Below are 24,200 nucleotides of genomic sequence, written 5' to 3' on the forward strand. Positions count from 1 at the left end.
CTTTACTAGGAATTTTCAAAAAGGTCAATCAATATTTATGAAACCGAAGTTAAATGTTCAGCTTTTAGGTAATGCAACTACCAGTTGCAACCGCTAGTTGCCTAAGACGCAAGCAAAAAGTTCTTGTTAGCAACTAATCTTTTTTATAAATTAAAATCATCACCAAAACAGAAAGGACGACCAATTATGAAACTAGGTCAAAAAATTGCAGAATTACGCAAAAAATCTGGTCTTTCTCAAGAAACTTTGGCTGAAAAAATGAATGTCAGTCGCCAAGCCGTTTCTAAGTGGGAAAGTAATCAATCGATTCCTGATATTGAAAAGATTGTCGATTTATCAGAATTATTCGGTGTTACCACTGATTATTTATTAAAAAATGGTACACCTTCTTTTGAATTACCCGGGAAAACAACGGAAGAAGAAACTAAAAAATTACCCAAGATTAGTGATCATGAAATCACTCAATATTTGGAAGTTGCAAAAAATGCAGCTCATTTTGAAAGTTTAACTCTTGCTCTAATTTTTCTATCAATTGCAGCATTTTGTCTATTTTCTTCTTTCACATTTATCTCTCCTAATATTTTAGGGACAGTATCATATGTCTTACCTGTTATTATTATTGCCATTGCATTGGGCTGCTTTATTCATGAAAGATTAATAATGTGTGAATATAAATTACTCAAGAGCAATTCGATTTAACGACCACGCAAAAAGTCAGCTAATTTAACTGCCACAGGAGTTTTACTTTGCATTCTAAGCTCGGCTCCCCTTCTTGCGCTCATTAGCTTTGCCAAGCTTGGTTCATCTACACCATCAGTAGACACGATGACTGCATTAGGCGTCATCATTTTACTGATCATCGTCGCTACCGGTGTCGCATTCTTCATCGCATCTAATCGCTACATCAAAATCTATGAAAAACTAGAATACGAGAACTGCACTCTAGACGAGGAAACGACTAAACAAGTTGAAGCCGAAAAAGAACAATATGCTTCAACCTACACAGCAATGACGATCACCGCCACCGTTTTATGCATCATCTCCGCCATTCCAATTCTCTGCGGCGCATTCTTCACCCAACATCTTTCCGGCAATCAAATCGATTCACTGATGACCGGTTCAGTTGCCATCACCCTGATTTTAATTGCTATCGGAGTTTTCTTCTTTGTCAAAACCAACACCATCGAAGATGGCTACGACATTCTTCTTCAAGTTAAAGACTACACGCCGCAAAACAAGCTGGATCGTTTGGCCTATCTCCGGAATTACCTACGGCATTTTAGAAAAAATCTTCAGTATGAAAAGCGACGACGTCGCCTCCGATTAGAAATAATCGAACATTAATGCTTAATTTCCCACTTGTGTTCGGCAATGTATTTTGTTACTATTAAACCAACACAAGAATATCTATATATCGTCGAAATAAGGTCGACAGTTTCTACCCACTACCGTAAATGGTGGACTATAGGTGAATGAAAGTTAAGAAAAACATCTTAAGGACTTCTTTTACCTAAACGTAGGTAGAAGAGGTCCTTATTTCTTTAGGAGGATTAAGTAGTTGAAGTTATTAGAAGACAGAATTAAACGAGATGGGGAAGTTTTAGACGGCGATGTTCTTAAGATTAACTCATTCTTGAACCACCAAGTTGATCCCAAGTTAATGATGCAAGTTGGTGAAGAATTCAAGCGACTTTTCGCCGATGAAAAAATCGACAAGATTTTGACCTGTGAAGCATCAGGTATCGCACCTGGCATCATGACCGCTTATCAATTGGGCGTGCCAATGGTCTTTGCCAGAAAGAAGAAGCCATCTACTCTTAACGACGCAGTTTACTGGGCAGATGTCTTCTCATACACCAAGAAAGTTACCAACAAGATCTGTGTTGAAGAAAAATTCTTACACAAAGGTGAACACCTTTTAATCGTTGATGACTTCGTTGCCCACGGTGAAGCCGTTAAAGGTATGGTTAACATTGCTAAACAAGCCGGCTGTGACATCGTTGGTGTCGGTGCCGTCGTTGCCAAAACCTTCCAAGGCGGAAGCGACTGGGTTAAAAACGAAGGCTTACGCTTTGAAGCTCTAGCAAGTATCGACAGTTTCAAAGACGGTAAAGTACACTTCGAAGGAGAAGAATAAATAAAAAATGGCACAAAAAGAAGTTAGTCACAAAAAAGCTGCTGTCTTAGGTTTGCAACACCTGCTCGCCATGTATTCCGGTGCTGTTGCCGTTCCTCTTTTGATCGGTACCGCACTTAAATTCAATAGCGAACAAATGACTTACCTTGTTTCCATTGATATCTTCATGTGTGGTCTTGCCACCATGATCCAATTGTTCCGCAACAAATACTTTGGTATCGGCCTTCCCGTTGTTTTAGGCTGTGCCATCCAAGCTGTTGCCCCACTTGAAATGATCGGACAAAAATTTTCGATCAACACGATGTACGGCGCAATCATCGTCGCCGGTATCTTCGTTTTCCTAGTCGCTGGTTGGTTCTCAAAAATTAAAAAGCTGTTCCCGCCAGTCGTCACAGGAACTTTAATTACAGTTATTGGGTTAACTTTGGTTCCTGTTGCTGTCCAAAACATGGGCGGTGGCAATGCTCAAGCCAAAGACTTCGGTGATGCGAAAAATCTTATCGCTGCCTTTCTTACCATCCTCATCATCGTTGCCATCGAAGTCTGGACCAAAGGATTCCTTCGTTCAATTTCTGTTTTGATCGGATTAATCGCCGGAACCGTTATTGCAAGTTTCATGGGACTTGTTTCCTTAAAACCAGTTATACAAGCTTCATGGTTCCACCTGCCACAGCTTTTCTACTTCGGAGCGCCTGAATTTGAATGGTCGTCTTGTTTAACAATGATCATCATTGCATTGGTTTCTATGGTTGAATCAACCGGTGTCTTCTTTGCAATCGGCGACCTGCTTCATAAAGATATTACCGAAGATGACCTTAAACGCGGTTATCGTGCCGAAGGACTGGCACAAGTCTTCGGTGGGCTTTTCAACACCTTCCCCTACACTACATTCTCACAAAACGTTGGCCTGCTTCAATTATCTGGTATTAAAACAAAACGCCCAATCTACTGGGCTGCCGGCTTATTGATGGCTATGGGTCTTCTTCCTAAAATCGGCGCTTTAGTAACCATTATTCCTGATTCTGTCTTAGGCGGCGCCATGTTAGTCATGTTCACCATGATCGCCGTTCAAGGGATCAGAATGTTAACCAAAGTTGACTTTGAAAACAACCGTAACATCTTGGTTGTAGCTATCTCTATCGGATTAGGTTTAGGCGTTACCGTTTACCCACAAATTTTCCAAGACCTTCCTCAAACTATTCAATTGTTCTTGGGTAACGGTATCGTAGTAGCCAGCATTTGTGCTACTTTGCTTAACCTTATATTTAATGGAAGAAGTGGTGCCAAATAAGCTGAATATCCCATTTCATAATTTATAAATCTCACATATTTTTTCTATAAATATTTCTTTAGACCCTACATAAAACGCCTGACAAAAAATCAGGCGTTTTACTTTTTATGATAATGTCGTCTAGGTGCTCGATCAGGTGCGAAGAACGAAATGATGAGCAAAACTAAGTACATGATTAAGGTGATTTTAGGCAAAAGAATTAAAACTACAGCTAGTGGCATCCCGATCAACAGCGTTCTAACTAACGCGGTCTGCCAAACGGCTCCATTATGAACACGGCCATAATTGCCAGCCACAAAGATCCAAAACGCACACACTTGCACCAACAGATAAACGCCGCCGTAGACTGCTAGCGCCATTTGCGAAGGATCAATGATAATCCACTTAGTCATCACGGGAATAAACGATAGTGTCAGTAGAAAAAAATCTGCGATGACGACCTGTTTCGTCGCTCTTTTAAAGGTGATAAAAATGCGGTGCGCATCATACCAAAAGTCGCCGTCACTTCTAAGTGCAGGAATCGACAACACCATAATCGTAATAATAATCGCAATCACGCCATCGTTAAAAGTGAGTAGGTGTTCTCTTAGCGATGTCTGAAATCGTTCAAAAAATCTATCCTGCTTGTCTTTTTCCATACTCATTCTTCCCCTTAATCTTAATCATTCTCTATAATAGGAATAGAAGAAAAGTTTTTCAATAGCGAGGAAAATATGCCGAACCAATATCATAATTTCAACAATCAAAATCTCGAAAGCCACATTCTATTTTATGGTGAGCAAGCTTGTCAGCCTGACGAATACTTCGAAGGCAATAATTTGCGCAAAAACGATGTCCTCTATTACATCATGTCGGGTAAAGGCACTTTTACTTCAAGCGGCCACCACTCAGTCAAATTAAAAGAAGGCGACCTATTCTACATTCCACGTAGTCAAACCTGCTACTTTCAAGCAGATCATGATGAACCATGGCAGTATTTCTGGATTGGGTTAGCCGGTCCTGGCACCAACCAGATGATTAAGGCTTCTAATTTGCCTAATAAAAACTTTTTGCGGCAGATTCAAAACACTAAGTTCTTCACGACTTTACATAAAATCTACGGCATTTTAAACAAGAAGACCTCGCTACTTAATAACATTCAAATTGCCTCTCTCACCTATCAGCTCTTCTATCACCTCGTTAACGAATTTCCTGATCACCCACCGGTTCGCAAAACACCTAAGGTCGATCAATACCAAATCGCTATTGATTATTTGAACAAAAACTACACCGACCCTACTTGCAACATCGTGGAGCTCTGCAACCGGCTTGGCGTTTCGCGTAGTTTTTTGTATGCCCTATTTAGAAAGAATACCAAGATTTCGCCGCAAAAATATCTGATGCAATTGCGGATGGAGGCCGCTAAGAAGGAGTTGCAAAATACTACGCATAATTTAAAGCAAATCGCGCATACGGTCGGCTACGGCGACGAATTCACCTTCTCCAAGGCATTTAAACGATATAGCGGCGTCAGTCCTAACGTATTTCGTGGAAATTAATGTCTTTTTTGCATACAATATTAATATGAAGTAAATCTTATCTAGTAAAGGAATGATCAAATGAAACAAACAGAATGTACTACTATCTTAGTAGGTAAAAAAGCAACTATTGACGGTTCAACTATGATCGCTCGTAGTGAAGATGGTGGTCGTGTTATTATCCCTGAAGGCTTCAAGGCAGTTAACCCAGAAGACCAACCTAAGCACTACACTAGCGTTATCAGCAAGCAAAAGATCGACGACGAAGATTTAGCTGCAACTCCTCTTCGTTACACCTCTGCACCTGATGTTTCAGGCAAAAATGGTATTTGGGGTGCTGCAGGTATCAACGCAGAAAACATTGCGATGACTGCTACTGAAACTATCACTACTAACTCACGCATCCAAGGCGTTGACCCACTTCTTGACCCATCAGAAGGCGGTTTAGGTGAAGAAGACTTTGTTACTTTAACTCTTCCATACCTTCATTCAGCATTTGACGGTGTTAAGCGTGTAGGTTACCTTGTTGAAAAATACGGTACCTACGAAATGAATGGTATGGCCTTCTCAGACAAGGACACTATTTGGTACCTTGAAACTATCGGTGGCCACCACTGGATCGCACGTCGCATCCCTGACGATGCATACGTTATCGCACCAAACCGTTTGAACATCGATGAATTCGACTTCGATGACACTGACAACTTCGCTGCAGCAAGCGACTTGAAGGACTTAATCAGTGAATACCACTTGAACCCAGACCGTGAAGGCTACAACATGCGTCACATCTTTGGTTCATCAACTATCAAGGATGCTCACTACAACAACCCACGTGCTTGGTACATCCACAACTACTTCGACCCAGACTTCGGTGGCACTCCTGCTGACCAAGATCAACCATTTATTTGCCACGCAAATCGTTTGATCTCAATCGAAGACATCAAGTGGGCTGAAAGTTCACACTACCAAGACACTCCATACGATGCATATGGTGATCAAGGTACTCCTGAACAAAAGAAGACCTTCCGTCCAATCGGTATCAACAGAAACTTCGAAACTCACATTTTGCAAATCAGAAACGACGTTCCTGCAGAAATCGCTGGTGTTCAATGGTTGGCATTTGGTCCAAACACCTTCAATTCAATGGTGCCATTCTATACTAACGTAACTACTACTCCAGAAAGCTTCCAAACTACTCCTAAGTTCAACTTGAACAAGATTTTCTGGCTTAACAAGTTGACTGCACAACTTGGCGACACCAACTACCGTGTATACGGCGAACTTGAAGATGCCTTTGAACAAAAGAGTTTGGCACAATGCCACAAGATCCAACACGACACTGACAAGGAAGTTAAGGATCTTTCAGGTAAGGAATTACAAGATAAACTTATTGCAGCTAACCAAAAGATGGCTGACACTGTTTACAACAACACTGTTGAACTTCTTGGTCAAATGGTTGACGAAGGTCACGGCTTGATGACTTTGAAGTACGACTTGCTCGATTAGTAAAAAACTAAATTTTAGATAATAAAAATCGCATGGCGAATGTCATGCGATTTTTTTGTACAAAAAAAGACGGAACAGCCTACCCTGCTATTCCGCCACAATATATGATTTTACTAATCTAAAATAATTATGCAAGTCCTGCTTTTATATATTATCTAAAATGCCGGGAACGGAAGGGTCATCTTTGATACTCACATCAGCACCAAGTTGACGCAACTTCTCTTCGACACGGTCATATCCACGCAAGATATTACCTGCCTTGTCGATTATCGTTGTTCCTGTAGCCATTAAACCTGCAATCATTAAACATGCACCTGCTCTAATTTCACCGGCAGTTACTTCTGCACCGTGAAGTTGAGGGGTTGGATGAGCCAAGATAATATTATCTTCAACCTTAATGTTAGCACCCATCTTTTGCAATTGCGCAATATGACCAATTCGCTTTGGATAAATGTTATCGATCACTACGCCTTCACCAGACTTAGCGGTCAAAAGAAGTGGCGTAATTGGCTGTTGTAAATCTGTCGCAAAACCTGGATAAACATCAGTCTTAACTTGCACCATCTTCAAATCACCGGCTGGGTACACATAAAGTGAATCTTCATCCGCATCAATAACAACGCCCATTTCCTCTACCTTAGCTAGGTATGAATCAAGGTGTTCCTCAATAATATTATGAATTCTAATGCCATTGCCGATGCATGCAGCAAGCGATACATAAGTACCTGCTTCAATTCGATCAGGAATAATCGTATGTGGAATTTGTGCCTTAAGCATGTCCACACCTTCAATTCTGATTGAGTCAGTACCTGCACCACGAATAACTGCCCCCATGTTGTTCAAGAAGGTAGCTAAATCAATGATTTCTGGTTCTTTGGCTGCATTTTCAATAATAGTTTGGCCTTGCGCAGTCACACTGGCCATAATAATATTCATCGTAGCACCAACGGATGGCATCTTAAGGTGAATCTTCGCACCATGCAAGCCATCTTCAGGAGCCGTAATTATAATTTGATCATTTTCATTTTTTACGCTGGCGCCTAAGGCTTCAAAGCCCTTAATATGTTGGTCAATAGGACGTGGTCCAATATCGTCACCACCAGGGAAGCCCACAACTGCTTTGCCAAATCGACCAAGAAGTGCACCCATAAAGTAATATGAAGCACGCAAACTCTTAATCTTACCAGCTGGCAAAGGACTCATCTTAATATCGGTTGGATCAATGCACAAAGTTGTCTCTCCGAAGTCGCAATGCACATCCATCTCACTCAACAAGTCCATCAAGTTAATAACATCAGCAATTCTTGGGACGCCTTCCAAAGTTACCGGTGTTCTAGACAAAATCGATGCCGGAATCAATGCAACAGTTGAGTTCTTAGCTCCACCAATCCAAACATCACCCTGCAGGGGCTTTCCACCATGAATAATCATCTGCTTCATTGGCGAAAACAAATCCTTTTCTACTTTCAATTAATCATAATAATGTTAAAGGATATTCGCAAAAAAAACAAGAGCTGAGTCCCTCGGTTCTTGTTTTCTTAAGATTTTGTATAATTCAAATCTATTATTCTAGAATTTTTCAGCTGGAAGACCACTAGCTGCACCAATAAATGACTTGAACAAGCCTTCTGGACGTTGTGGACGGCTCAAGAATTCTGGGTGGTATTGAGCTGCGATGAAGAACTTCTTCTTTGGCAATTCAATAATTTCAACTAAGCGGTTGTCTGGTGAAACACCTGAGAAGACCATACCGGCCTTTTCAAATGCGTCACGGTACTTGTTGTTAAATTCGAAACGGTGACGGTGACGTTCTTGAATAACATCTTGGTCGTCGTAAGCTTCACGAGTCTTAGTACCCTTCTTAAGAGCAGCTGGGTAAAGACCTAAACGTAAAGTACCACCGATATTTTCTTCGTCACGCTTGTCAGCCATGATGTCGATAATGTTGTTCTTGCAGTCTGGTTCAGCTTCTGCAGAGTTGGCATCTTCAAGGTGCAATACGTCACGGGCAAATTCAACACTAGCCATTTGCATACCCAAGCAAATACCTAAGAATGGGATATCATTTTCACGAGCGTACTTGATAGCAGTGATCATACCTTCAAGACCACGAGTACCAAAACCACCAGGAACGATTAAACCGTCTGAACCCTTCATGATTTCTGCAATGTTGTCTTCAGTTACATCTTCAGCTTGAACCTTATCAACTTCAATCTTAGTGTTGTAAAGGTAACCTGCGTGTTGCAAAGCGTCAGTAACTGAAATGTAGGCATCTTCAAGTTCTACATACTTACCTACTAAAGTAATCTTAGTCTTGTGCTTCAAGCTCTTAGCACGTTCGTCAAGCTTCTTCCAAGCTTCCATGTCAGCTTCTGGCTTTGGACTTTCAAGGTGCAAGAAGTCACAAACTTTTTGATCCATTCCTTGCTTTTGGAAAGCCAAAGGCACATCGAACAATGAAGGAGCATCAATTGATTCAATGATTCGGTCAACAGGAACATCGGTGAAGGTTGAGATCTTGTCCTTGTGTTCTTGGTCGATTGGCTCTTCCGCACGAAGAACAAGCATGTTTGGTTGAATACCGATGCTGCGAAGTTCTGCAACTGAATGTTGAGTTGGCTTAGTCTTCATTTCGTGAGCTGCGTGAAGAAGTGGTACTAAAGTACAGTGAATGTACATTACGTTGTCTTCACCAACTTCACGACGCATTTGACGAATAGCTTCCATGAATGGAGTTGATTCGATATCACCAACAGTACCACCAATTTCTGAAATGATTACGTCAGAATCAGTAGTAAGAGCTGCACGCATGATCTTCTTCTTGATCATGTCAGTAATATGAGGAATTACTTGAACTGTTGCACCATGGTAGTCACCACGACGTTCTTTTTCCAAAACTTCTTGGTAAATCTTACCAGTAGTTACGTTAGAGTACTTGCTAGTTCTAACGTCTACGATTCTTTCATAGTGACCTAAATCAAGGTCTGCTTCTGTACCATCGTCGGTAACATAAACTTCACCGTGTTGGTATGGGTTCATTGTACCTGGGTCAATGTTGATGTATGGGTCAAACTTTTGCATGGTTACCTTTAAACCACGATTCTTGAGAAGTCGACCTAGACTTGATGCAGTAATACCTTTACCAAGTGAAGATACGACACCGCCAGTTACGAAGATGTATTTTGTCATTTTCTGCTCCTTTATTATTTATCCTTCAAACAAAAAAGCTCCCTCAAATTAGGGAGCTAAACGCACATAGGGTGCCCAAGAAAAATACTATCTGCTTTTTCTTCTTAAGTCAAGCGTCAAGCAAATTAATTATCTTCTTCTTCATCATCGTCATCGTTTAATTGTGACAATTGACCTTCGATACCGTCTGGCAATACGTCATCAGTATCATCGTTATCTTCATCGTAATCAGAATCGGCGTCGCCGTAGTCGTCATCGCTATCATCAGCAGTGGCATCTAAGTCGTCGTCTTCTGGGTCGTCATTGTCGTAGTCGATGATGTCATCGTCACCAGTTGCACTGGCTAAGAAGGCATTAACCTTCTTGTGGTGCTTACGTGCATCGTCTTCGTCTTCATCTTCTGGGTGGTTAACTTCTTCGTCAACTGATTCGTATGGGAACCATGAGCGAAGTGCCCAAACATTTTCACCCATGGAAATAAATTCACCATCGGTGTTCATGTCAGTATAGAATTGTGGCAAACGTTCACGAATTTCTTCGTCACTCTTGTTCAAGTATTTTTGTACGGCATTAACAATATCGGCAAATGCCATTCTCTTACCATTATCTTCCAAAATTGCACGAGCAACTTCGATCATTGATAATTCGTCGCGGTTTTTGTCTTTAAATTTGTCTAATCCCACAGCTGTACGTCCTCTCTTTTACAATCTTTACTATTCTACTAGGCGTTTAAGTAAAAATCAACGTGACTGCATAGTTACCTATTAAGTATAGTCCATTAAAGAGGTCATATTCAACCCGAAGTTTATGAGAACCTTCATCTTCTGTGTATTCGAGCAGGTTGGTCACGCTGACCATATCCATTTGTCTGCCTTCAACTACATAACGGCAGCTCTCCTTTTCACCGGGAACAAACTTCATGAACGAGTAGTTGTTGTGATCAACGCCTCGTCTGATCAACAATTTGTCGTCCTTTAAAAGCACTTTGACGGGAATTGCACCCTCTTCAGCGTAGGAAATGCGAATAATGTCCCCGTCTTCGGTCATCTTTCCTGGTGCTGTTCTGGTAAAAGTTTCAGTATCGTTATCTTGAGTAATTTTGCTAGTTAAATTGATTGTAATATCGGTCACGCTCTCATCCCTTCCGTTAAGCACTTCAGACACATCTTTGCTATAATTTATATAGGTATACTCTATTTTAATATATTTTTTCAAAAATTAAATTAACAAGCTTGGTGAATGTTTATGGCAAGATTTCAAAGTAAAAAACTAAAACAAGAAGTTGTACTCCGTGACCCGGTGCACGGCTACATCCATATTGAAGATAAAGTTATCTTCGATATCGTAAAATCAAAAGAATTCCAGCGGCTGCGCAGAATTAAGCAGCTTGGACCTGTCAGCTATGTCTTTCCTGGGGCAACGCACACCAGATTTGAACATAACTTGGGCGTTTATGAATTAACGCGCCGCATCTGCGATATCTTCGCAAAGAAATATCCTTCGATAATACCAGGAGACGGCCTCTGGGACGATGATAACCGTCTGTTAGTAGAATGTGCTGGCCTGCTTCACGACATCGGCCACGGCCCTTATTCGCACACATTCGAGCACCTTTTTGGCACCAACCACGAAAAGATTGGGCAAAAGATCATCAAGGATCCTAATACTGAAATCAACAAGGCATTAAAACAAGTTGCGCCAAACTTTCCTGAACAAGTTGCTAGCGTAATTGCTAAAACTTACCCTAACCCTCAAGTAGTTAAGATGATTTCAAGTCAGGCTGATGCCGACAGAATGGACTACTTGCAACGTGATGCCTACTTCACTGGCGTTAACTACGGACGCTTTGATTTGTCCCACATTTTGCGCGTGATTCGCCCATACCAAGGTGGCATTTGCTTTACCAATAACGGGATGCATGCCGTAGAAGACTATATCGTGTCACGTTACCAAATGTACCAACAAGTCTACTTCCACCGCGTTGGTCGTTCAATGGAAGTTATCTTACATCATTTGCTTGAACGCGCTCAAGACATTTACAAAGAAGGCAATTTAAAAGTTACACCAAGTTTGGCCAAGTTTTTGGCTGGCAACTGGGCGCTTGAAGACTACTTAAAGTTAGACGACGGCGTCATGGAAACTAACTTCTTGATGTGGACAGAAGCGCAAGATCCCATTTTATCTGATTTAGCCAAGCGCTATTTATACAGAAAGCCACTCGCTAGTGTCAGAATCGATGAAGAAACTAAGAACTTGTTGCCAAAATTGAAGAATTTGATCAAGCAAGCCGGCTTCAACCCAGATTACTACACCGCTACTAACTCAGCTTTTGACGAACCATACGATGCTTACAAGCCTACTGGTAAAAATGCCAACAGCCAAATTGAAATCATGCAAGATGATGGTAGCTTAATCGAATTATCGCAATTAAGTCCATTGGTTTGCGCCTTAAACGGTACCTTCCAAGGTGACGAGCGTTTCTTCTTCCCTAAGACAATGTTGTCCCACAATGAAGAGCAGCCTCAGATCTTTGACCCACTTTACGAGCAATTTCAAAAATATATTAAAAATGGTGCATTAAGGTACTTAAGAAGACCTAGAAAAAGGTAGAATATAAGGTGAAAGTGAGGTATTTGTTATGAACAATGATGTAAGAACTCAAATCAACCCAGAGGATGAACCAAAACGTGCTGAAAAGAGTGGCTACACTCAAGTGAAAGACCTGATGAACACTATTCACGGCTACTGCATGGATTACACTAATGCATCTTTCAAATTTATCCATGAAAATAAGGATTTAGTCAAAGATATTGTCGACATTAGTTGTAAGACAGCAATGGTCGCTTGTGTTGCGGCAGCTAGCGTAAGCATTGCTAAGTTCATGTCAGACGTTAAAAAATAAGTAGATCAAAATAGCCTAGTTCAAACGAACTAGGCTGTTTTTTATTGCTTATTCAGTTCAAGCAAAAGCGAATACAAGGCACCATATAAGTTAGAATCGTTGCCATGCTTTGCGGCAACAATTTTTGGTGGGATCATCTGCTTGCCAATCATTGGGTTGATTTCCAGAATTTTAGCTAATTGATTATTGATTTCTTCAATCAAGATTGGCTGGTTGCTGATGCCACCACCAATCACAAACTTCGAGGCATTGATCACAGTTTGAATATTAATAATCATAATCGCAACGTTGCGGCAGTAACGTTTAAAAATTGCCAATACACGTAAATCACCATTATTGATCGCTTCAAAGGCAGTAAGTCCATCATCTAAATCTTTATTTCCAAGAGCTAGATTTACCTTTTTAACCATATTAACGGCAGAACAATTATCACCAGTATATGCAGCCTTGTTCTTTGTGCCGATACCAGAATTAGTAATCATCCAACTAAGCTCACCGGCTTGGAAAGTCCAGCCATGCAAAAGATGATTATTAACAACGACACCGCCGCCAACGCCGGTGCCTAGAGTAATTGCAACACCAGTATCTACTCCGCGCAATTCGCCAAGCCATTGCTCTGATAAAGCTGCTGCTTTGCCATCATTCTCCACACTGATTGGCACATTGTATTTATCCCCTAATGCGTCCTGAAGATTCAAACCATCAAGGAACTTTAACGCACCACCGAAATAAATGATCTTATTTTCAGTATCGATCTTACCTGGTGCACAGATTGCGATACCTTCAAATTGATCCTGATATGAATCGATCACCTCATACATGTTTTCCATAAATGCCGTAAGATTTTTTGCATCTGTTTTAACGCGGTCTTTTTCTAGAATATGTCCTTTTTCGTCGATTAAGGCATACTTCAGATTCGTTCCGCCAATGTCAATTGAGAGATATTTTTTCATTATTTTCCCCTATTAAAAATGAGCTTCTATCTACAAATTAAATGATAGAGATAAAAGCTCATTTTTTCTACTTTAAATTATTTTTCTTCTTTAGCTTTGGCAGCTTGTTCTTGTTTGTAAAGCATGTTGTCATAGCTACGTGCAAATGGCAAATATACAAAGAATGAAATGATTAAGATAATAGCCTGCCAAATAGCAACTTTCCAACCACCGATTAAGAAACCAGAAATTACAGGTGGAGTAGTCCATGGAACCTGGACCCCGTTAAGGTATGGCAAGATACCTGCTTTGATTAACAAGTAAGTTGAACCAGCTGAAAGTGGTGGCATGATAAAGAATGGAAGTGCAAGCATTGGGTTCATAACAATAGGAACACCGAATAATACAGGTTCATTAATGTTAAAAATACCAGGAACCAATGCCAACTTACCAATACTTCTCATTTGAGCTGATCTAGCCATGAAACACATGAAGACAACCAAACCGATAGTCATACCTGCACCAGTTACAGTTGAGAATTGGTCAAACAAACCTTGAATAACGATGTGACCACCGTGTGCAGCGTCTACGTAACCGTATTTCTTAAAGATAGCTGCGTTTTGCAAAGCGTTGGCACTCAAAATTGGACCAGCAATACCACCAACCAAAGTTGAACCGTGAACACCAAAGAACCAGAAGAATGGTACTAGCAAAGTCAAAACTAAGATACCACCAAATGAGTCGGTTATACCTTGAAGTGGTGTTTGAATAGTTGCGTAAATCCATTGAGTTAAAGTAGTATGAGCTACCTTTTCAAAGAAGATATATACAAGAAGCCATAATGCAGTCAATACAGCTGCTGGGATCAAAGCAATAAATGAGTTAGCAACTGCAGGTGGAACTTGTTCAGGCAACTTAATAGTAATCTTACGCTTAACAAACCAACTATAAATCCAACCAGTAACTAAACCAACAATGATCGCAGCGATCATCCCTTGACCCCCAAGCCAAGTACGATCAATAAATCCTGTTAAAAGAGTTGGAGCCTGTTGAGCAGAAACAACGGTTTTAGTTCCGTTCATAACTGGAGTAGTAGAATTCATCAAAATTAGGAATCCTACGAAAGCAGTCATACCAGCAGGGAGTCCTTCAACCCCTTCATTCTTAGCCCATTGATAAGCAATACCAACAACGGCAAATACAGATACAATACCAAATGAAGCATTGTAAGCTTGATTCCAAAATGGAGTCAAACCTGTTTGATTCATCCAATTAGCAACTGCTGGAATTGGGAATGAAGCAAGCAGTAAGAATAAAGAACCGATCATAATGAATGGTAATGACAAAAGCATACCGTCCTTTAAGGCAATAATAGCTTTTGTATTAACAAACTTCATAATTGGCGGCAATATTTTATTGTTAATAAAATTCTTCATAAAAAAATTCCTCCAACTTTTTTATTAACGTGTTTTCATTTGACATCTTTAATTCTATAAAAGCGCTTGCTATTAGACAAGGCTTTGGGAGGAGATAGGTATCATACTGTTTTTAAGCTCAATATTTCGTGATTGGAACACAGTGTTCCAATATAGTACAATTAGTTTAAAGTTTTCACATTAAGGAATAAGATTATGGCATTTTTTGGATTTAAAGATTTATCAAAACTATCTACCGTTGATATGACTATCTATCGTTATATCGAACAAAACAATGATAAGGTAATTTACATGCGCGTCAGAGACATTGCCCAAGGAGCGCACGTCTCTAGTTCTTCTGTTATGCGCTTTATTCATAAGATAGGTTTTAACAGCTTCCCTGAATTCAAAGCTTATTTAAAAAACAATCACCAAAGCCTGCACAACGTGAAAGTACATTACGTTACCGAAGATAACTTCCCTAGCGATACTTTGAGCAAGCTGAACATCGTTGCAGATAAAATCTATCAAGCAGACAACATTATTACTATCGGAATGGGTGATTCAGCCTTTTTAGCAGAATATGCCGCAAGAAAGATGGCAGCTCTAGGATTAAACACCTCTCCTGTCACGGATCCGTTCTATCCGCTCGTTTCCAAATTGGAAAATACTACCAATAACGTCATTATTTGCTTTTCTGTATCAGGCAATACCACTGAAATGGTGGAAATGATCAATCGATTTGTCAACAATGACGATATCCTTCTAATCAGCATCACCGGCGATGAAACTAGCGCTATCGCAAAAATGAGCCGTTATTCCCTTACCTACCATGAACAAATGGTTAGAAAAGAAGCTTACGACTTTTCTTCACAAGTACCTGTAATGTATTTGGTTGAAGGAATCGTCAATATTTTAATTGAAAAAGAAAAACAATAAATAGATGAAACACCCTGTTTCACTTTAGGTACAACCAGCCATTTTATCGAACCATTCCTAAAAGCCCCTTTTGTCTATCATTTATGAAATCGATTTCATATAATGCTTATAACAAGTTAGACAAAAGGAGTTTTTTATTATGACTGAATCTACTTTCCCTAAAAACTTTCTATGGGGTGGCGCCGTCGCCGCTCACCAACTCGAAGGTGGCTACAATGAAGGCGGCAAAGGCATCTCAATCGCCGACCTCATGACTCTCGGCGGACCAAATCACCCTCGTGAATTGACTGCCACCATCGAAAAGGATAAATACTACCCTAACCACAAAGCCATTGATTTTTATCATCACTATAAAGAAGACATCAAATTAATGGCCGAAATGGGTTTCAAGGCTTTTCGCACCTCAATTGCCTGGACCAGAATCTTCCCTAATGGCGACGAAACACAACCCAACGAAGCAGGATTAAAATTCTACGACGACGTCTTCGATGAATGCTTAAAATACGGCATTGAACCAGTCGTAACCCTTTCTCACTTCGAAATGCCATATCACCTTGTAACTGAATATGGCGGCTGGAGCAATAGAAAGTTGATCGACTTCTTCACTCGCTTTGCTCATATTTGCTTCGAACGCTATCACAACAAGGTCAAGTACTGGATGACCTTCAACGAAATTAACAATCAAGCTAACTATGAAAGTGATATCTCCGTTTACGAAAACTCAGGCATCAAATTCAAGGAAGGCGACGACAAGCAAAAGCTAATGTACCAAGCTGCTCACTATGAAATGGTCGCTAGTGCTGAAGCCGTACAAATTGGTCACGCAATCGATCCAGATATGCCAATCGGCTGTATGCTTGCCTTCTGCCCAATTTATCCTGCATCCCCTAAGCCAGAAGACATCCTCTTTGCCCAAAGAGCAATGGACTCTCGCCTCTACTTCGGCGACGTTCAAGTTAACGGTGAATATCCAAGATGGCTTACTCAATACTTCAAAAACAAAAACTACAACTTAGACATCACCGATAAAGATCTCGAAATCTTGAAACATGGTACAGTTGACTACATCGCCTTCTCCTACTACATGTCCTTTGCAGTTAAATACACTGACCACATGGATTATCGCGAATATAGTGATTTAGTTGAAAATCCATTCGTTAAGGCAAGCGATTGGGGATGGCCTGTTGATCCAGTTGGTTTGCGCTACTCCTTAAACTGGATGACTACTCGCTGGCACAAGCCATTATTCATCGTTGAAAATGGTCTTGGCGCTTACGACAAACTAACAGACGATCACAAGGTTCATGATGATTACCGCATCGAATACTTGCGTAGTCATATCAAGGAGATGAAAAAAGCTGTCACAGAAGATGGCGTAGATTTATGGGGCTACTTGCCATGGGGATGCATCGACTTAGTAAGTGCATCAACCGGCGAAATGAACAAGCGTTACGGTTTTATCTATGTTGACGAAGATAATCATGGCAATGGCTCTATGAAACGCTACAAGAAGGATTCATTCGACTGGTACAAGAAGGTCATCGAATCTAACGGAGCCGATTTATAAAATATTTACTTTTCATTACATTTATTTCAAAAACTCTCTCAAACATATGAAAAAAACGGCTAGTCAATTAGACTAGTCGTTTTTCTTATCTTCAAATAATTTTTACTTGTTCTTGTCAGCTTCGTATCTGTTATCGAACAATGGGCTAAGTGCCTTGTGTTCTTGGATGCACTTAATAGCATCACCCATAAGTGGGCCAACAGATACTAAAAGCATCTTGTCCAACTTCTTTTCAGCTGGTTGGTTGATTGAGTCAGTAAGAATTAAGTTCTTAATTGGTGAATCATTCAATCTCTTGATGGCTGGGCCTGAAAGAACGGCGTGAGTTGCACTAGCGTAAACTTCAGTAGCACCTGCATCGATCAATGCTTGAGCTGCTAAAGTAATAGTACCAGCAGTATCGATCATATCGTCGATAATGATTGCACGCTTGCCCTTAACATCACCGATAATGTTCATAACTTCGGCAACGTTAGCCTTAGGACGACGCTTATCAACGATCGCGATAGGACAACCTAAGAATTCAGCAAGCTTTCTAGCACGGTTAACACCACCGTGGTCAGGTGAAACAACAACTGCGTTTTCTTCAAGATGATTACGTAAGAAGTAGTCAGCAAGAAGAGGAGCACCCATCAAGTTATCAACTGGAATATCGAAGAAGCCTTGGATTTGTGGTGCGTGCAAGTCAAGTGAAAGGATACGATCTGCACCTGCAGTTTGAAGCATATCAGCAACAAGCTTAGCAGTGATTGGTTCACGTGCACGAGTCTTACGGTCTTGACGAGCATAACCATAGTAAGGCATTACAATGTTAATTGTACGAGCACTAGCACGACGTACAGCGTCGATCATGATCAAAAGTTCCATCAAGTTATCGTTTACTGGATCACTTGTTGATTGAACAAGGTAGACGTCTTTACCACGTACAGTTTCATCAATATTAATTTGAATTTCGCCATCACTAAAACGTTCAACGCTTGACTTAGAAAGTGGAATGCCCACACGGTCCGCAATCTTTTGAGCCAATGGCACGTTTGAGTTGAGGGCAAAAATCATCATATCGTCTTTATAGGACATAATTTCCTCCGTAAAAAAATTTAACCAGCTCTATTTTAGCAAAAGTTGTTTCAAAAAGAACTACATACTCTTTAATTATAACAAGATTTTTGCTTCAATAGTAAAAAAACAACAAAAGCACTAACTATTAAGTCTTAAAAAAGTTAGAATATATGTGTACTTTCGAGTACAACGAAAATATCCTAAAAAATAAGACGTAACATCTATTGGATGTACGCCTTATTTTTGTTTTCAGTACTATTAGTTGTTGCTAGTAGTAGTACCTACTTGAGCATAGTCATTAATGTTCAAAGCTTGAGTGTAACCGTTAGTTACGATTGCCAAAGTAGTGTTGTTGTTAGTAAATTGAACGTTGCTTTCTGGAACGTTGTTTACTGAAGCTACTAATTTAACAATTGCGGAAACTTCATCTGGAGTTAAGTTGCTTAAGTTAGCTACAGTAACCTTCTTACCGTCAAGCTTAGCCTTTGCACTAGTGATGTTAGCGATAGCTTCGTTAACTTGTGCAACAGTTGCGCTAGCGTTGTTGTTTACAGCAGTAGCGTCAGTAATTGCCTTGTCGTATGCACTCTTAGCACTTGATGAAGCAAGCTTGTAAGCATCTGTGTTCTTAATAGCGTTTGCTTCGTTGATGCTTGGAGTAAGTTTAGCCTTATCAGCTGCAGTAGCTACAGTAACTTCAGTTAAAGCTTGTTCTGGAGTGTTAACTGGGCTTAAAGTCTTGCCGCTGTAGATAACGTCAGTATACTTTAAGTAGCCTCTGCCACTAGCTAACTTGTAGAACAATTCTGGAGTGCTGTTAGCTGAGGTAGCAATGTATCTTAATTCTGAAACTTGTTGCTTTTGGCCAGCACCGAATGATCTAGTTGAGTCTGCTTGACCCTTGATGTCGTAAAGTGGAGCAACCTTAGTAGTAGTTACGATTGATGCATTCAAATTAGTATCGTATGATGAGTTGTCATCTACAGTTGCGCTGCCGTCTGGTTCGTTAACTGGATCAAGCTTGCTTGAAACCTTACCAACATTAGCAGCCTTTACGAATTGATCGTCACCGATCTTGTAGTAAAGCTTAGTACCAATGTATCTTGCTTCAGTAGCCTTTACCTTCTTGCCCTTCTTAACGGTCTTCTTTTCAGTATCACCGTTACCATCGTAGATGTAGGCATTCTTCTTCATGGTAATAGTTACGCTGCTGGCTGAGTCAACGTTGCTTGCCTTAACAAATGCAGTACCTGCAGCGTTAAGTTGGTAGTAATCCTTACCATTGATAGTGTCAGTACCGTATGTGTTAACAGTAGTACCCTTAGTAAGCTTTGTCTTACCGTTGTACTTCTTGATACGCTTGCCATTTTGGTCGTAAACGTATGCGTTGTGGATCAACTTAACCTTGATAGCATCCATGTCTGAATCCTTCTTAGTTGAAGTCTTCTTGGTTGAAGTGGTCTTGCTAGTAGTTGACTTCTTAGTTGAAGTGGTCTTCTTAGTGGTTGAAGTGGTCTTCTTAATGGTTGAAGTGGTAGTCTTGCTTGATGATGAAGCATTTGCACCACCAACTACATTTGCGGCCTTAATGTAAGCATTGTTGCCAAGGCTGTAGTAAAGAACACCGTTGATCTTGGTAGTTCCCATACTCTTAACAGTTACGCCCTTACCAATGTACTTAGTGTCTAAGTAATTAGTGATACGCTTACCGTTCTTGTCGTAAACATAAGCGTTACGAGCTAAAGTAATGTCGTTTGAAGATGCCTTTGAAGTAGCCTTTGATGAAGTTGACTTCTTAGCAGTAGTCTTAGTTGCTGCCTTCTTTGATGAAGTACTCTTTGAGTTTGACTTACTATCAGTAGTCTTCTTGGTTGAAGTAGTAGTCTTCTTTGCAGTGGTCTTGCTTGATGACTTAGTAGTTGTTGCAGCTTGAACTGAGTTTTGGGTGTTAGCTACAAGTGGACTAACACTCATCAATGCGGCTGCTGATACCATAATCAACTTATGATTTAATTTCATCTATTGTTTACCTCAAATCTAAACTAAAAATTAAATTCATTTATATATTGTAAATCCAAAACCGAATTTTGCCAATTTTAGTACAAAAAAAGACATCTTTTCTTAACAAAAAGGTATCTTTTATTGCAAATTATTACTTAACAGTTACATCTGAAGCTTTAACGTAGTAACGGTTTGGTTGTAAAGCGTAGTACTTAACACCTTTGATAGTCTTAGTACCTAAGCCATTAACAGTTACGCCCTTGCCGATGTACTTAGTGTTTAAGTAATTGTTTACACGTTTACCATTCTTGTCGTAAACGTAAGCCTTGTTCTTCATAGTAATCTTTACAGGCTTAACGGCTGCCTTCTTGCTAGTAGTCTTCTTAGTTGAAGTTGACTTAGTAGTAGTCTTGGTAGTCTTTGAGTTGCTGTTTGACTTAATTGAAGTCTTAGTAGAGGTCTTCTTTGAAGAAGTGTCTGACTTAGTGGTCTTAGTAGTCTTCTTTGCAGTGCTCTTCTTAGCAGTTGAAGTAGTAGTTGTTACCTTCTTGCCGTCTGACTTAAGAGTGTATGTAGTGTTGCCTGACTTGTAAGTTACTGTACCTTGAGTTGCTGAAGCTGGAATCCAGTACTTCAAATCAGTTTGGATACTGTAGTAAACTTGACCATTGATAGTCTTAACGTTCCAAATAGTGTACTTGCCACCCTTAGTAGCAGTCTTTGAAGTCTTCTTACCGTTTCTGTCAACGAACTTCATGGTCTTAGTCATTTCAACACGACTATTCTTGCCGTAGGTGTTGTTAACGCCCTTTGCATGTGCAACTGGTGCAGCTTGTACGCTACTTGATGCCATACCTAAAACTGGACTAACGCCCATTAAAACTGCTGCTGATACCATCATTAACTTATGACTTAACTTCATAAATATATACCTACCTCGTTAAAAATATTCTGTGTAAATATATTGTAGGGCTCTTATATAATTTTGCAAATAAATACTTTAGCCTTAATACTTTTTTATCAAAAGAACCCTAGTCCGTTTGAACTAGGGTTGCTGCTTTATTTTTTTTAAAACTATTCCCAATCTTTGTCTTTTGAAAGAGGAAGTTTGTGCCAGTAGTCTGGCTTGTTGACTTGACGACCACGAGCAATTGCCATGTCGTACTTGTCTACGTCCTTAGTGATGGTTGAGTCAGCAGCAATAAATGTATGATCAGCAACATTAATTGGAGCGATCAAAGTTGAACCAGCACCGATGAATGAGTGATCACCAACATTAGTATGGAACTTCTTAACACCATCGTAGTTAGAGAAGATGGTACCACAACCGACGTTAATATCCTTACCCAAAGTAGCATCCCCAACATAAGTCAAGTGACCTACCTTACTGTTTTCGCCAATTTCAGCCTTCTTGATTTCAACAAAGTTACCAATGTGAGCACCCTTGCGAATAACTGCCTTTGGACGAAGGTGTGAGTTAGGACCAATATCAGTATTGTCATCCATTTCAGCTTCTTGAAGAGTTGAAGAAGTAATGGTTACGTGGTTGCCGATCTTAGAATCAACAATTCTTGAACCATTAGTGATGTAACAATCACTACCGATTTCGGTGTTGCCCTTAATCACAACGTTGCCTTCAATTACAGTATCGTTGCCGATCTTTACGCCAGCATCAATATAAGCAGTATCAGGATCGATGAATGAAACACCGTTACGCATGTGTTCTTCGTTGATTCTTCTTTGCATGGTCTTAGTTGCTTGTGCTAAGGCAATACGGTCGTTTACACCAAGACTTTCACTGAAGTCTGGCATCTTGTAAGCACCAACGCGTTCGCCACTGTTACGCAAGATTTCGAGCACATCAGTCAAGTAGTATTCACCTTGTGCGTTGTTGTTGTCAACGTGCTTCAAAGCTTCGAAAAGCTTCTTGTTGTCAAAGCAGAATACACCAGTGTTAATTTCCTTAACCTTTAATTCTTCTGGCTTACCGTCTTTTTGTTCAACAATTCTTAAAACGTTGCCCTGGTCATCACGAATGATTCTGCCATAGCCAAATGGGTTAGGTGCTTCAGCAGTCAAAACAGTAGCAGCGTTGCCCTTTTCTGCGTGGTACTTGAACAATTCGTCAAAAGTTTCGGTGGTAAATAAAGGAGTATCACCAGTAACTACCAAAGTAGCACCGTCTTTATCACCTAATTCTTCCTTAGCAGTCATTACCGCGTCACCAGTACCAAGTTGCTTTTCTTGGAAAGCAAAGTCAGACTTGCCGTCTAAAACCTTTTCAACTTCGCCAGCACCTGTACCAACAACAGTAACGATCTTGGCAGGGTTAACGCCACGAGCGGCATCAACTACGTGTTCAACCATAGTCTTGCCACAAACTTTGTGTAATACCTTATATAACTTTGATTTCATTCTGGTGCCCTTGCCTGCAGCAAGAACAACTACATATTTTTCCATTAGTAATTAACCTCTTAATAATTAAAACTTGGTTCTAGTATACCATTTTAAAAACGGTCGAAATCAGTTTCATCTAAGAAGTTGCCAGGTTCTGCTAAAATAAGCTTCTTTTCGGTATCAATCTTGCTGATCTTAACCAGTGATAGATAGTTGTTGATTAACTTTTCTTTATCAAAATCAGCTTCGCAAAGTACGCACACGCCGGCAATAGTTCCGTCAAATTCCTTAACTAGTTCCTCCATACCAGTTAAAGTGCCGCCGCCTTTCATAAAGTCGTCGACGATCAAAACTTTAGAACCCTTTTTAAGTGCGCGAGTAGGCAATTCCATCTTTGATACACGAGATAAAGATGAAGAAATGTAGTTTACTGAAACTGTTGCACCTTCGGTAACCTTTGAGCGTTTTCTTGCGGTCACGAATGGCACATTAAGGTATCGGGCTATGGCTTGAGCTAAAGCAATACCCTTAGTTTCAACTGTCATTACGGCATCGACATCTTCATATGCATAGCGAGTTGCGATCAATTCACCAATACGACGCAAGTCTTGCGTGTCGCCCAAGATATCTGACAGGTAAACAAAGCCCCCTGCCAAAATTCTGCTTGGATCTTCGATTCTTGATGACAAATCTGATAAATACTTTTCTGCGTGCTTTTGACCTAAAAATGGAATGTAGCGTACGCCACCGGCTGCGCCTGCTACGGTCTCCAACACGCCGTCTTGATTGCTTGCAAGCGTATGCTTCAAAATAGCTAAATCTTCTGAAATAGATGATTTAGCTGCACCGTAACGCTTAGCAAAGAATGGTAGTGCAATTAGCGTATGAGGACGTTCCATTAAATATTTGGTCATATCCACCAATCTTTCTGAACGTTTCATGATATTTCCTTTCTAATGTTTGGTTTTATACTTAATAAATATACTCTAAAAGACAAAAAAAATCACTAACATTTCAAAAATGCTAGTGACTTTTTGTAAATTATAATTAAGCTTCGGCTTCTTCAGCCTCATCATCAAACTCTAATGCAATATTCTTAGTTAATAAATCTGTATAACTGTAAGAAACGTGTTTAAAGTTATTTTGATGTTGATCTAAATCAACCACAAACACTGCAGGGAATGTTTCTCTTAAAATTCCCCGTCTTTTTGTAACCTTCTTACGACCCGCTTGAGCTACTACTGTTATGGTATCACCTAAGTGAGAATCCAACTTCTGTTTAATTGTCATAATTGACGTTGGCACTAAGCAACAACTCCTTCTTACGAATTCTACCATAATTATATAA

At 40.1% G+C, this 24,200-nt stretch carries 24 protein-coding genes and 1 riboswitch; of the genes, 10 read left to right on the plus strand and 14 right to left on the minus strand.

Annotation, left to right across the window (positions count from 1 at the left end; translation table 11 throughout):
- Positions 1–186: 186 nt before the first annotated feature.
- Positions 187–699 carry a helix-turn-helix domain-containing protein gene (locus WS44_RS02595; RefSeq protein WP_046432947.1) on the plus strand — a complete coding sequence of 171 codons (513 nt, stop codon included), beginning with the start codon at positions 187–189 and terminating at the stop codon, positions 697–699.
- On the opposite strand, the gene WS44_RS09850 is transcribed toward WS44_RS02595, so the two are convergent.
- Positions 696–848, minus strand: coding sequence for a hypothetical protein (locus WS44_RS09850; protein WP_013437094.1), 153 nt, complete (start codon positions 846–848; stop codon positions 696–698). The genes WS44_RS02595 and WS44_RS09850 overlap by 4 nt on opposite strands.
- Here WS44_RS09850 and WS44_RS02600 point away from each other — a divergent pair.
- The 3 genes from WS44_RS02600 (at position 826) to WS44_RS02610 (ending at position 3,428) form a co-directional block, all read left to right on the plus strand.
- Positions 826–1,344 carry a hypothetical protein gene (locus WS44_RS02600; protein ID WP_240933572.1) on the plus strand — a complete coding sequence of 173 codons (519 nt, stop codon included), beginning with the start codon at positions 826–828 and terminating at the stop codon, positions 1,342–1,344. The two genes, WS44_RS09850 and WS44_RS02600, sit on opposite strands and share 23 nt — an antisense overlap.
- 43 nt (positions 1,345–1,387) lie before the next feature.
- A riboswitch (purine riboswitch) is annotated at positions 1,388–1,485 on the plus strand.
- 73 nt (positions 1,486–1,558) lie between these two features.
- Positions 1,559–2,137: a xanthine phosphoribosyltransferase gene (locus WS44_RS02605; RefSeq protein ID WP_013437092.1), complete on the plus strand. Its 579-nt coding sequence runs from the start codon at positions 1,559–1,561 to the stop codon at positions 2,135–2,137.
- 7 nt (positions 2,138–2,144) lie between these two features.
- Positions 2,145–3,428 (plus strand): nucleobase:cation symporter-2 family protein, encoded by a 1,284-nt coding sequence (locus WS44_RS02610; RefSeq protein ID WP_013437091.1) that lies wholly within the window; start codon positions 2,145–2,147, stop codon positions 3,426–3,428.
- 98 nt (positions 3,429–3,526) lie between these two features.
- On the opposite strand, the gene WS44_RS02615 is transcribed toward WS44_RS02610, so the two are convergent.
- A complete protein-coding gene (locus tag WS44_RS02615; RefSeq protein WP_046432948.1) occupies positions 3,527–4,066 on the minus strand; it encodes a membrane protein in 540 nt (179 codons plus the stop codon).
- A gap of 75 nt (positions 4,067–4,141) precedes the next feature.
- Between WS44_RS02615 and WS44_RS02620 the strand changes: the two genes are divergently transcribed.
- On the plus strand, positions 4,142–4,966 hold the full coding sequence (locus WS44_RS02620; RefSeq protein ID WP_013437089.1) for a helix-turn-helix domain-containing protein: 825 nt from the start codon (positions 4,142–4,144) through the stop codon (positions 4,964–4,966).
- A 60-nt stretch (positions 4,967–5,026) separates the two neighbouring features.
- On the plus strand, positions 5,027–6,451 hold the full coding sequence (locus WS44_RS02625; RefSeq protein ID WP_013437088.1) for a C69 family dipeptidase: 1,425 nt from the start codon (positions 5,027–5,029) through the stop codon (positions 6,449–6,451).
- A gap of 144 nt (positions 6,452–6,595) precedes the next feature.
- Here the strand turns inward: WS44_RS02625 and WS44_RS02630 are convergent, their stop codons facing one another.
- The 4 genes from WS44_RS02630 to WS44_RS02645 form a co-directional block, all read right to left on the minus strand.
- Entirely contained in the window at positions 6,596–7,891 is a 1,296-nt protein-coding gene (locus WS44_RS02630; RefSeq protein WP_013437087.1) for a UDP-N-acetylglucosamine 1-carboxyvinyltransferase, read from the minus strand.
- Positions 7,892–8,020: 129 nt separating this feature from the next.
- Complete coding sequence (locus tag WS44_RS02635; protein ID WP_013437086.1) at positions 8,021–9,640, minus strand: CTP synthase; 1,620 nt, start codon at positions 9,638–9,640, stop codon at positions 8,021–8,023.
- A 125-nt stretch (positions 9,641–9,765) separates the two neighbouring features.
- Entirely contained in the window at positions 9,766–10,323 is a 558-nt protein-coding gene (gene rpoE, locus WS44_RS02640) for a DNA-directed RNA polymerase subunit delta (protein ID WP_046432949.1), read from the minus strand.
- A 46-nt stretch (positions 10,324–10,369) separates the two neighbouring features.
- Positions 10,370–10,771: a DUF1934 domain-containing protein gene (locus tag WS44_RS02645; RefSeq protein WP_025014757.1), complete on the minus strand. Its 402-nt coding sequence runs from the start codon at positions 10,769–10,771 to the stop codon at positions 10,370–10,372.
- 114 nt (positions 10,772–10,885) lie between these two features.
- Here WS44_RS02645 and WS44_RS02650 point away from each other — a divergent pair, with 114 nt between their 5' ends.
- Both WS44_RS02650 and WS44_RS02655 read left to right on the plus strand, forming a co-directional pair.
- Positions 10,886–12,250: an HD domain-containing protein gene (locus WS44_RS02650; RefSeq protein WP_046432952.1), complete on the plus strand. Its 1,365-nt coding sequence runs from the start codon at positions 10,886–10,888 to the stop codon at positions 12,248–12,250.
- A gap of 28 nt (positions 12,251–12,278) precedes the next feature.
- Positions 12,279–12,542, plus strand: coding sequence for a hypothetical protein (locus WS44_RS02655; protein WP_013437082.1), 264 nt, complete (start codon positions 12,279–12,281; stop codon positions 12,540–12,542).
- Positions 12,543–12,583: 41 nt separating this feature from the next.
- On the opposite strand, the gene WS44_RS02660 is transcribed toward WS44_RS02655, so the two are convergent.
- A complete protein-coding gene (locus WS44_RS02660) occupies positions 12,584–13,495 on the minus strand; it encodes an ROK family protein (protein WP_046432955.1) in 912 nt (303 codons plus the stop codon).
- Positions 13,496–13,572: 77 nt separating this feature from the next.
- Positions 13,573–14,910 carry a PTS sugar transporter subunit IIC gene (locus tag WS44_RS02665; protein ID WP_013641443.1) on the minus strand — a complete coding sequence of 446 codons (1,338 nt, stop codon included), beginning with the start codon at positions 14,908–14,910 and terminating at the stop codon, positions 13,573–13,575.
- Between the two features lie 195 nt (positions 14,911–15,105).
- Here WS44_RS02665 and WS44_RS02670 point away from each other — a divergent pair, with 195 nt between their 5' ends.
- On the plus strand, positions 15,106–15,828 hold the full coding sequence (locus tag WS44_RS02670; protein WP_013641442.1) for a MurR/RpiR family transcriptional regulator: 723 nt from the start codon (positions 15,106–15,108) through the stop codon (positions 15,826–15,828).
- A gap of 139 nt (positions 15,829–15,967) precedes the next feature.
- Positions 15,968–17,395, plus strand: a complete 1,428-nt coding sequence (locus WS44_RS02675; protein WP_013641441.1) for a 6-phospho-beta-glucosidase — start codon at positions 15,968–15,970, stop codon at positions 17,393–17,395.
- Between the two features lie 102 nt (positions 17,396–17,497).
- On the opposite strand, the gene WS44_RS02680 is transcribed toward WS44_RS02675, so the two are convergent.
- The 6 genes from WS44_RS02680 to WS44_RS02705 all read right to left on the minus strand — a co-directional run bounded on the left by WS44_RS02680 (position 17,498) and on the right by WS44_RS02705 (position 24,157).
- Positions 17,498–18,472: a ribose-phosphate diphosphokinase gene (locus tag WS44_RS02680; RefSeq protein ID WP_013437079.1), complete on the minus strand. Its 975-nt coding sequence runs from the start codon at positions 18,470–18,472 to the stop codon at positions 17,498–17,500.
- A 240-nt stretch (positions 18,473–18,712) separates the two neighbouring features.
- The gene (locus WS44_RS02685; protein ID WP_046432960.1) at positions 18,713–20,473 is read right to left on the minus strand and encodes an SLAP domain-containing protein; all 1,761 of its coding nucleotides are present in this window, start codon (positions 20,471–20,473) and stop codon (positions 18,713–18,715) included.
- A 133-nt stretch (positions 20,474–20,606) separates the two neighbouring features.
- Positions 20,607–21,377 (minus strand): SLAP domain-containing protein, encoded by a 771-nt coding sequence (locus WS44_RS02690; RefSeq protein WP_046432963.1) that lies wholly within the window; start codon positions 21,375–21,377, stop codon positions 20,607–20,609.
- A gap of 152 nt (positions 21,378–21,529) precedes the next feature.
- The gene (gene glmU / locus WS44_RS02695) at positions 21,530–22,915 is read right to left on the minus strand and encodes a bifunctional UDP-N-acetylglucosamine diphosphorylase/glucosamine-1-phosphate N-acetyltransferase GlmU (protein ID WP_013437076.1); all 1,386 of its coding nucleotides are present in this window, start codon (positions 22,913–22,915) and stop codon (positions 21,530–21,532) included.
- Positions 22,916–22,962: 47 nt separating this feature from the next.
- Entirely contained in the window at positions 22,963–23,793 is an 831-nt protein-coding gene (purR, locus tag WS44_RS02700) for a pur operon repressor (protein ID WP_013437075.1), read from the minus strand.
- A 106-nt stretch (positions 23,794–23,899) separates the two neighbouring features.
- Positions 23,900–24,157 (minus strand): Veg family protein, encoded by a 258-nt coding sequence (locus tag WS44_RS02705; protein WP_013437074.1) that lies wholly within the window; start codon positions 24,155–24,157, stop codon positions 23,900–23,902.
- Between the last annotated feature and the right edge of the window lie 43 nt (positions 24,158–24,200).

This window comes from Lactobacillus sp. N54.MGS-719, assembly GCF_000980505.1.
Lineage (GTDB): Bacteria > Bacillota > Bacilli > Lactobacillales > Lactobacillaceae > Lactobacillus > Lactobacillus amylovorus.

What these genes read in the sequence shown, in the direction of transcription:
- WS44_RS02680 (WP_013437079.1), bottom strand. Translation starts at nt 18,472, where the DNA reads ATGTCCTATAAAGACGATATGATGATTTTTGCCCTCAACTCAAACGTG.
- WS44_RS02685 (WP_046432960.1), bottom strand. Translation starts at nt 20,473, where the DNA reads ATGAAATTAAATCATAAGTTGATTATGGTATCAGCAGCCGCATTGATG.
- WS44_RS02600 (WP_240933572.1), top strand. Translation starts at nt 826, where the DNA reads ATGACTGCATTAGGCGTCATCATTTTACTGATCATCGTCGCTACCGGT.
- WS44_RS02595 (WP_046432947.1), top strand. Translation starts at nt 187, where the DNA reads ATGAAACTAGGTCAAAAAATTGCAGAATTACGCAAAAAATCTGGTCTT.
- WS44_RS02690 (WP_046432963.1), bottom strand. Translation starts at nt 21,377, where the DNA reads ATGAAGTTAAGTCATAAGTTAATGATGGTATCAGCAGCAGTTTTAATG.
- WS44_RS02675 (WP_013641441.1), top strand. Translation starts at nt 15,968, where the DNA reads ATGACTGAATCTACTTTCCCTAAAAACTTTCTATGGGGTGGCGCCGTC.
- WS44_RS02615 (WP_046432948.1), bottom strand. Translation starts at nt 4,066, where the DNA reads ATGGAAAAAGACAAGCAGGATAGATTTTTTGAACGATTTCAGACATCG.
- WS44_RS02655 (WP_013437082.1), top strand. Translation starts at nt 12,279, where the DNA reads ATGAACAATGATGTAAGAACTCAAATCAACCCAGAGGATGAACCAAAA.
- WS44_RS02620 (WP_013437089.1), top strand. Translation starts at nt 4,142, where the DNA reads ATGCCGAACCAATATCATAATTTCAACAATCAAAATCTCGAAAGCCAC.
- WS44_RS02625 (WP_013437088.1), top strand. Translation starts at nt 5,027, where the DNA reads ATGAAACAAACAGAATGTACTACTATCTTAGTAGGTAAAAAAGCAACT.
- WS44_RS02635 (WP_013437086.1), bottom strand. Translation starts at nt 9,640, where the DNA reads ATGACAAAATACATCTTCGTAACTGGCGGTGTCGTATCTTCACTTGGT.
- WS44_RS09850 (WP_013437094.1), bottom strand. Translation starts at nt 848, where the DNA reads ATGATGACGCCTAATGCAGTCATCGTGTCTACTGATGGTGTAGATGAA.
- WS44_RS02650 (WP_046432952.1), top strand. Translation starts at nt 10,886, where the DNA reads ATGGCAAGATTTCAAAGTAAAAAACTAAAACAAGAAGTTGTACTCCGT.
- WS44_RS02630 (WP_013437087.1), bottom strand. Translation starts at nt 7,891, where the DNA reads ATGAAGCAGATGATTATTCATGGTGGAAAGCCCCTGCAGGGTGATGTT.
- glmU (WP_013437076.1), bottom strand. Translation starts at nt 22,915, where the DNA reads ATGGAAAAATATGTAGTTGTTCTTGCTGCAGGCAAGGGCACCAGAATG.
- WS44_RS02660 (WP_046432955.1), bottom strand. Translation starts at nt 13,495, where the DNA reads ATGAAAAAATATCTCTCAATTGACATTGGCGGAACGAATCTGAAGTAT.
- WS44_RS02610 (WP_013437091.1), top strand. Translation starts at nt 2,145, where the DNA reads ATGGCACAAAAAGAAGTTAGTCACAAAAAAGCTGCTGTCTTAGGTTTG.
- WS44_RS02665 (WP_013641443.1), bottom strand. Translation starts at nt 14,910, where the DNA reads ATGAAGAATTTTATTAACAATAAAATATTGCCGCCAATTATGAAGTTT.
- purR (WP_013437075.1), bottom strand. Translation starts at nt 23,793, where the DNA reads ATGAAACGTTCAGAAAGATTGGTGGATATGACCAAATATTTAATGGAA.
- WS44_RS02670 (WP_013641442.1), top strand. Translation starts at nt 15,106, where the DNA reads ATGGCATTTTTTGGATTTAAAGATTTATCAAAACTATCTACCGTTGAT.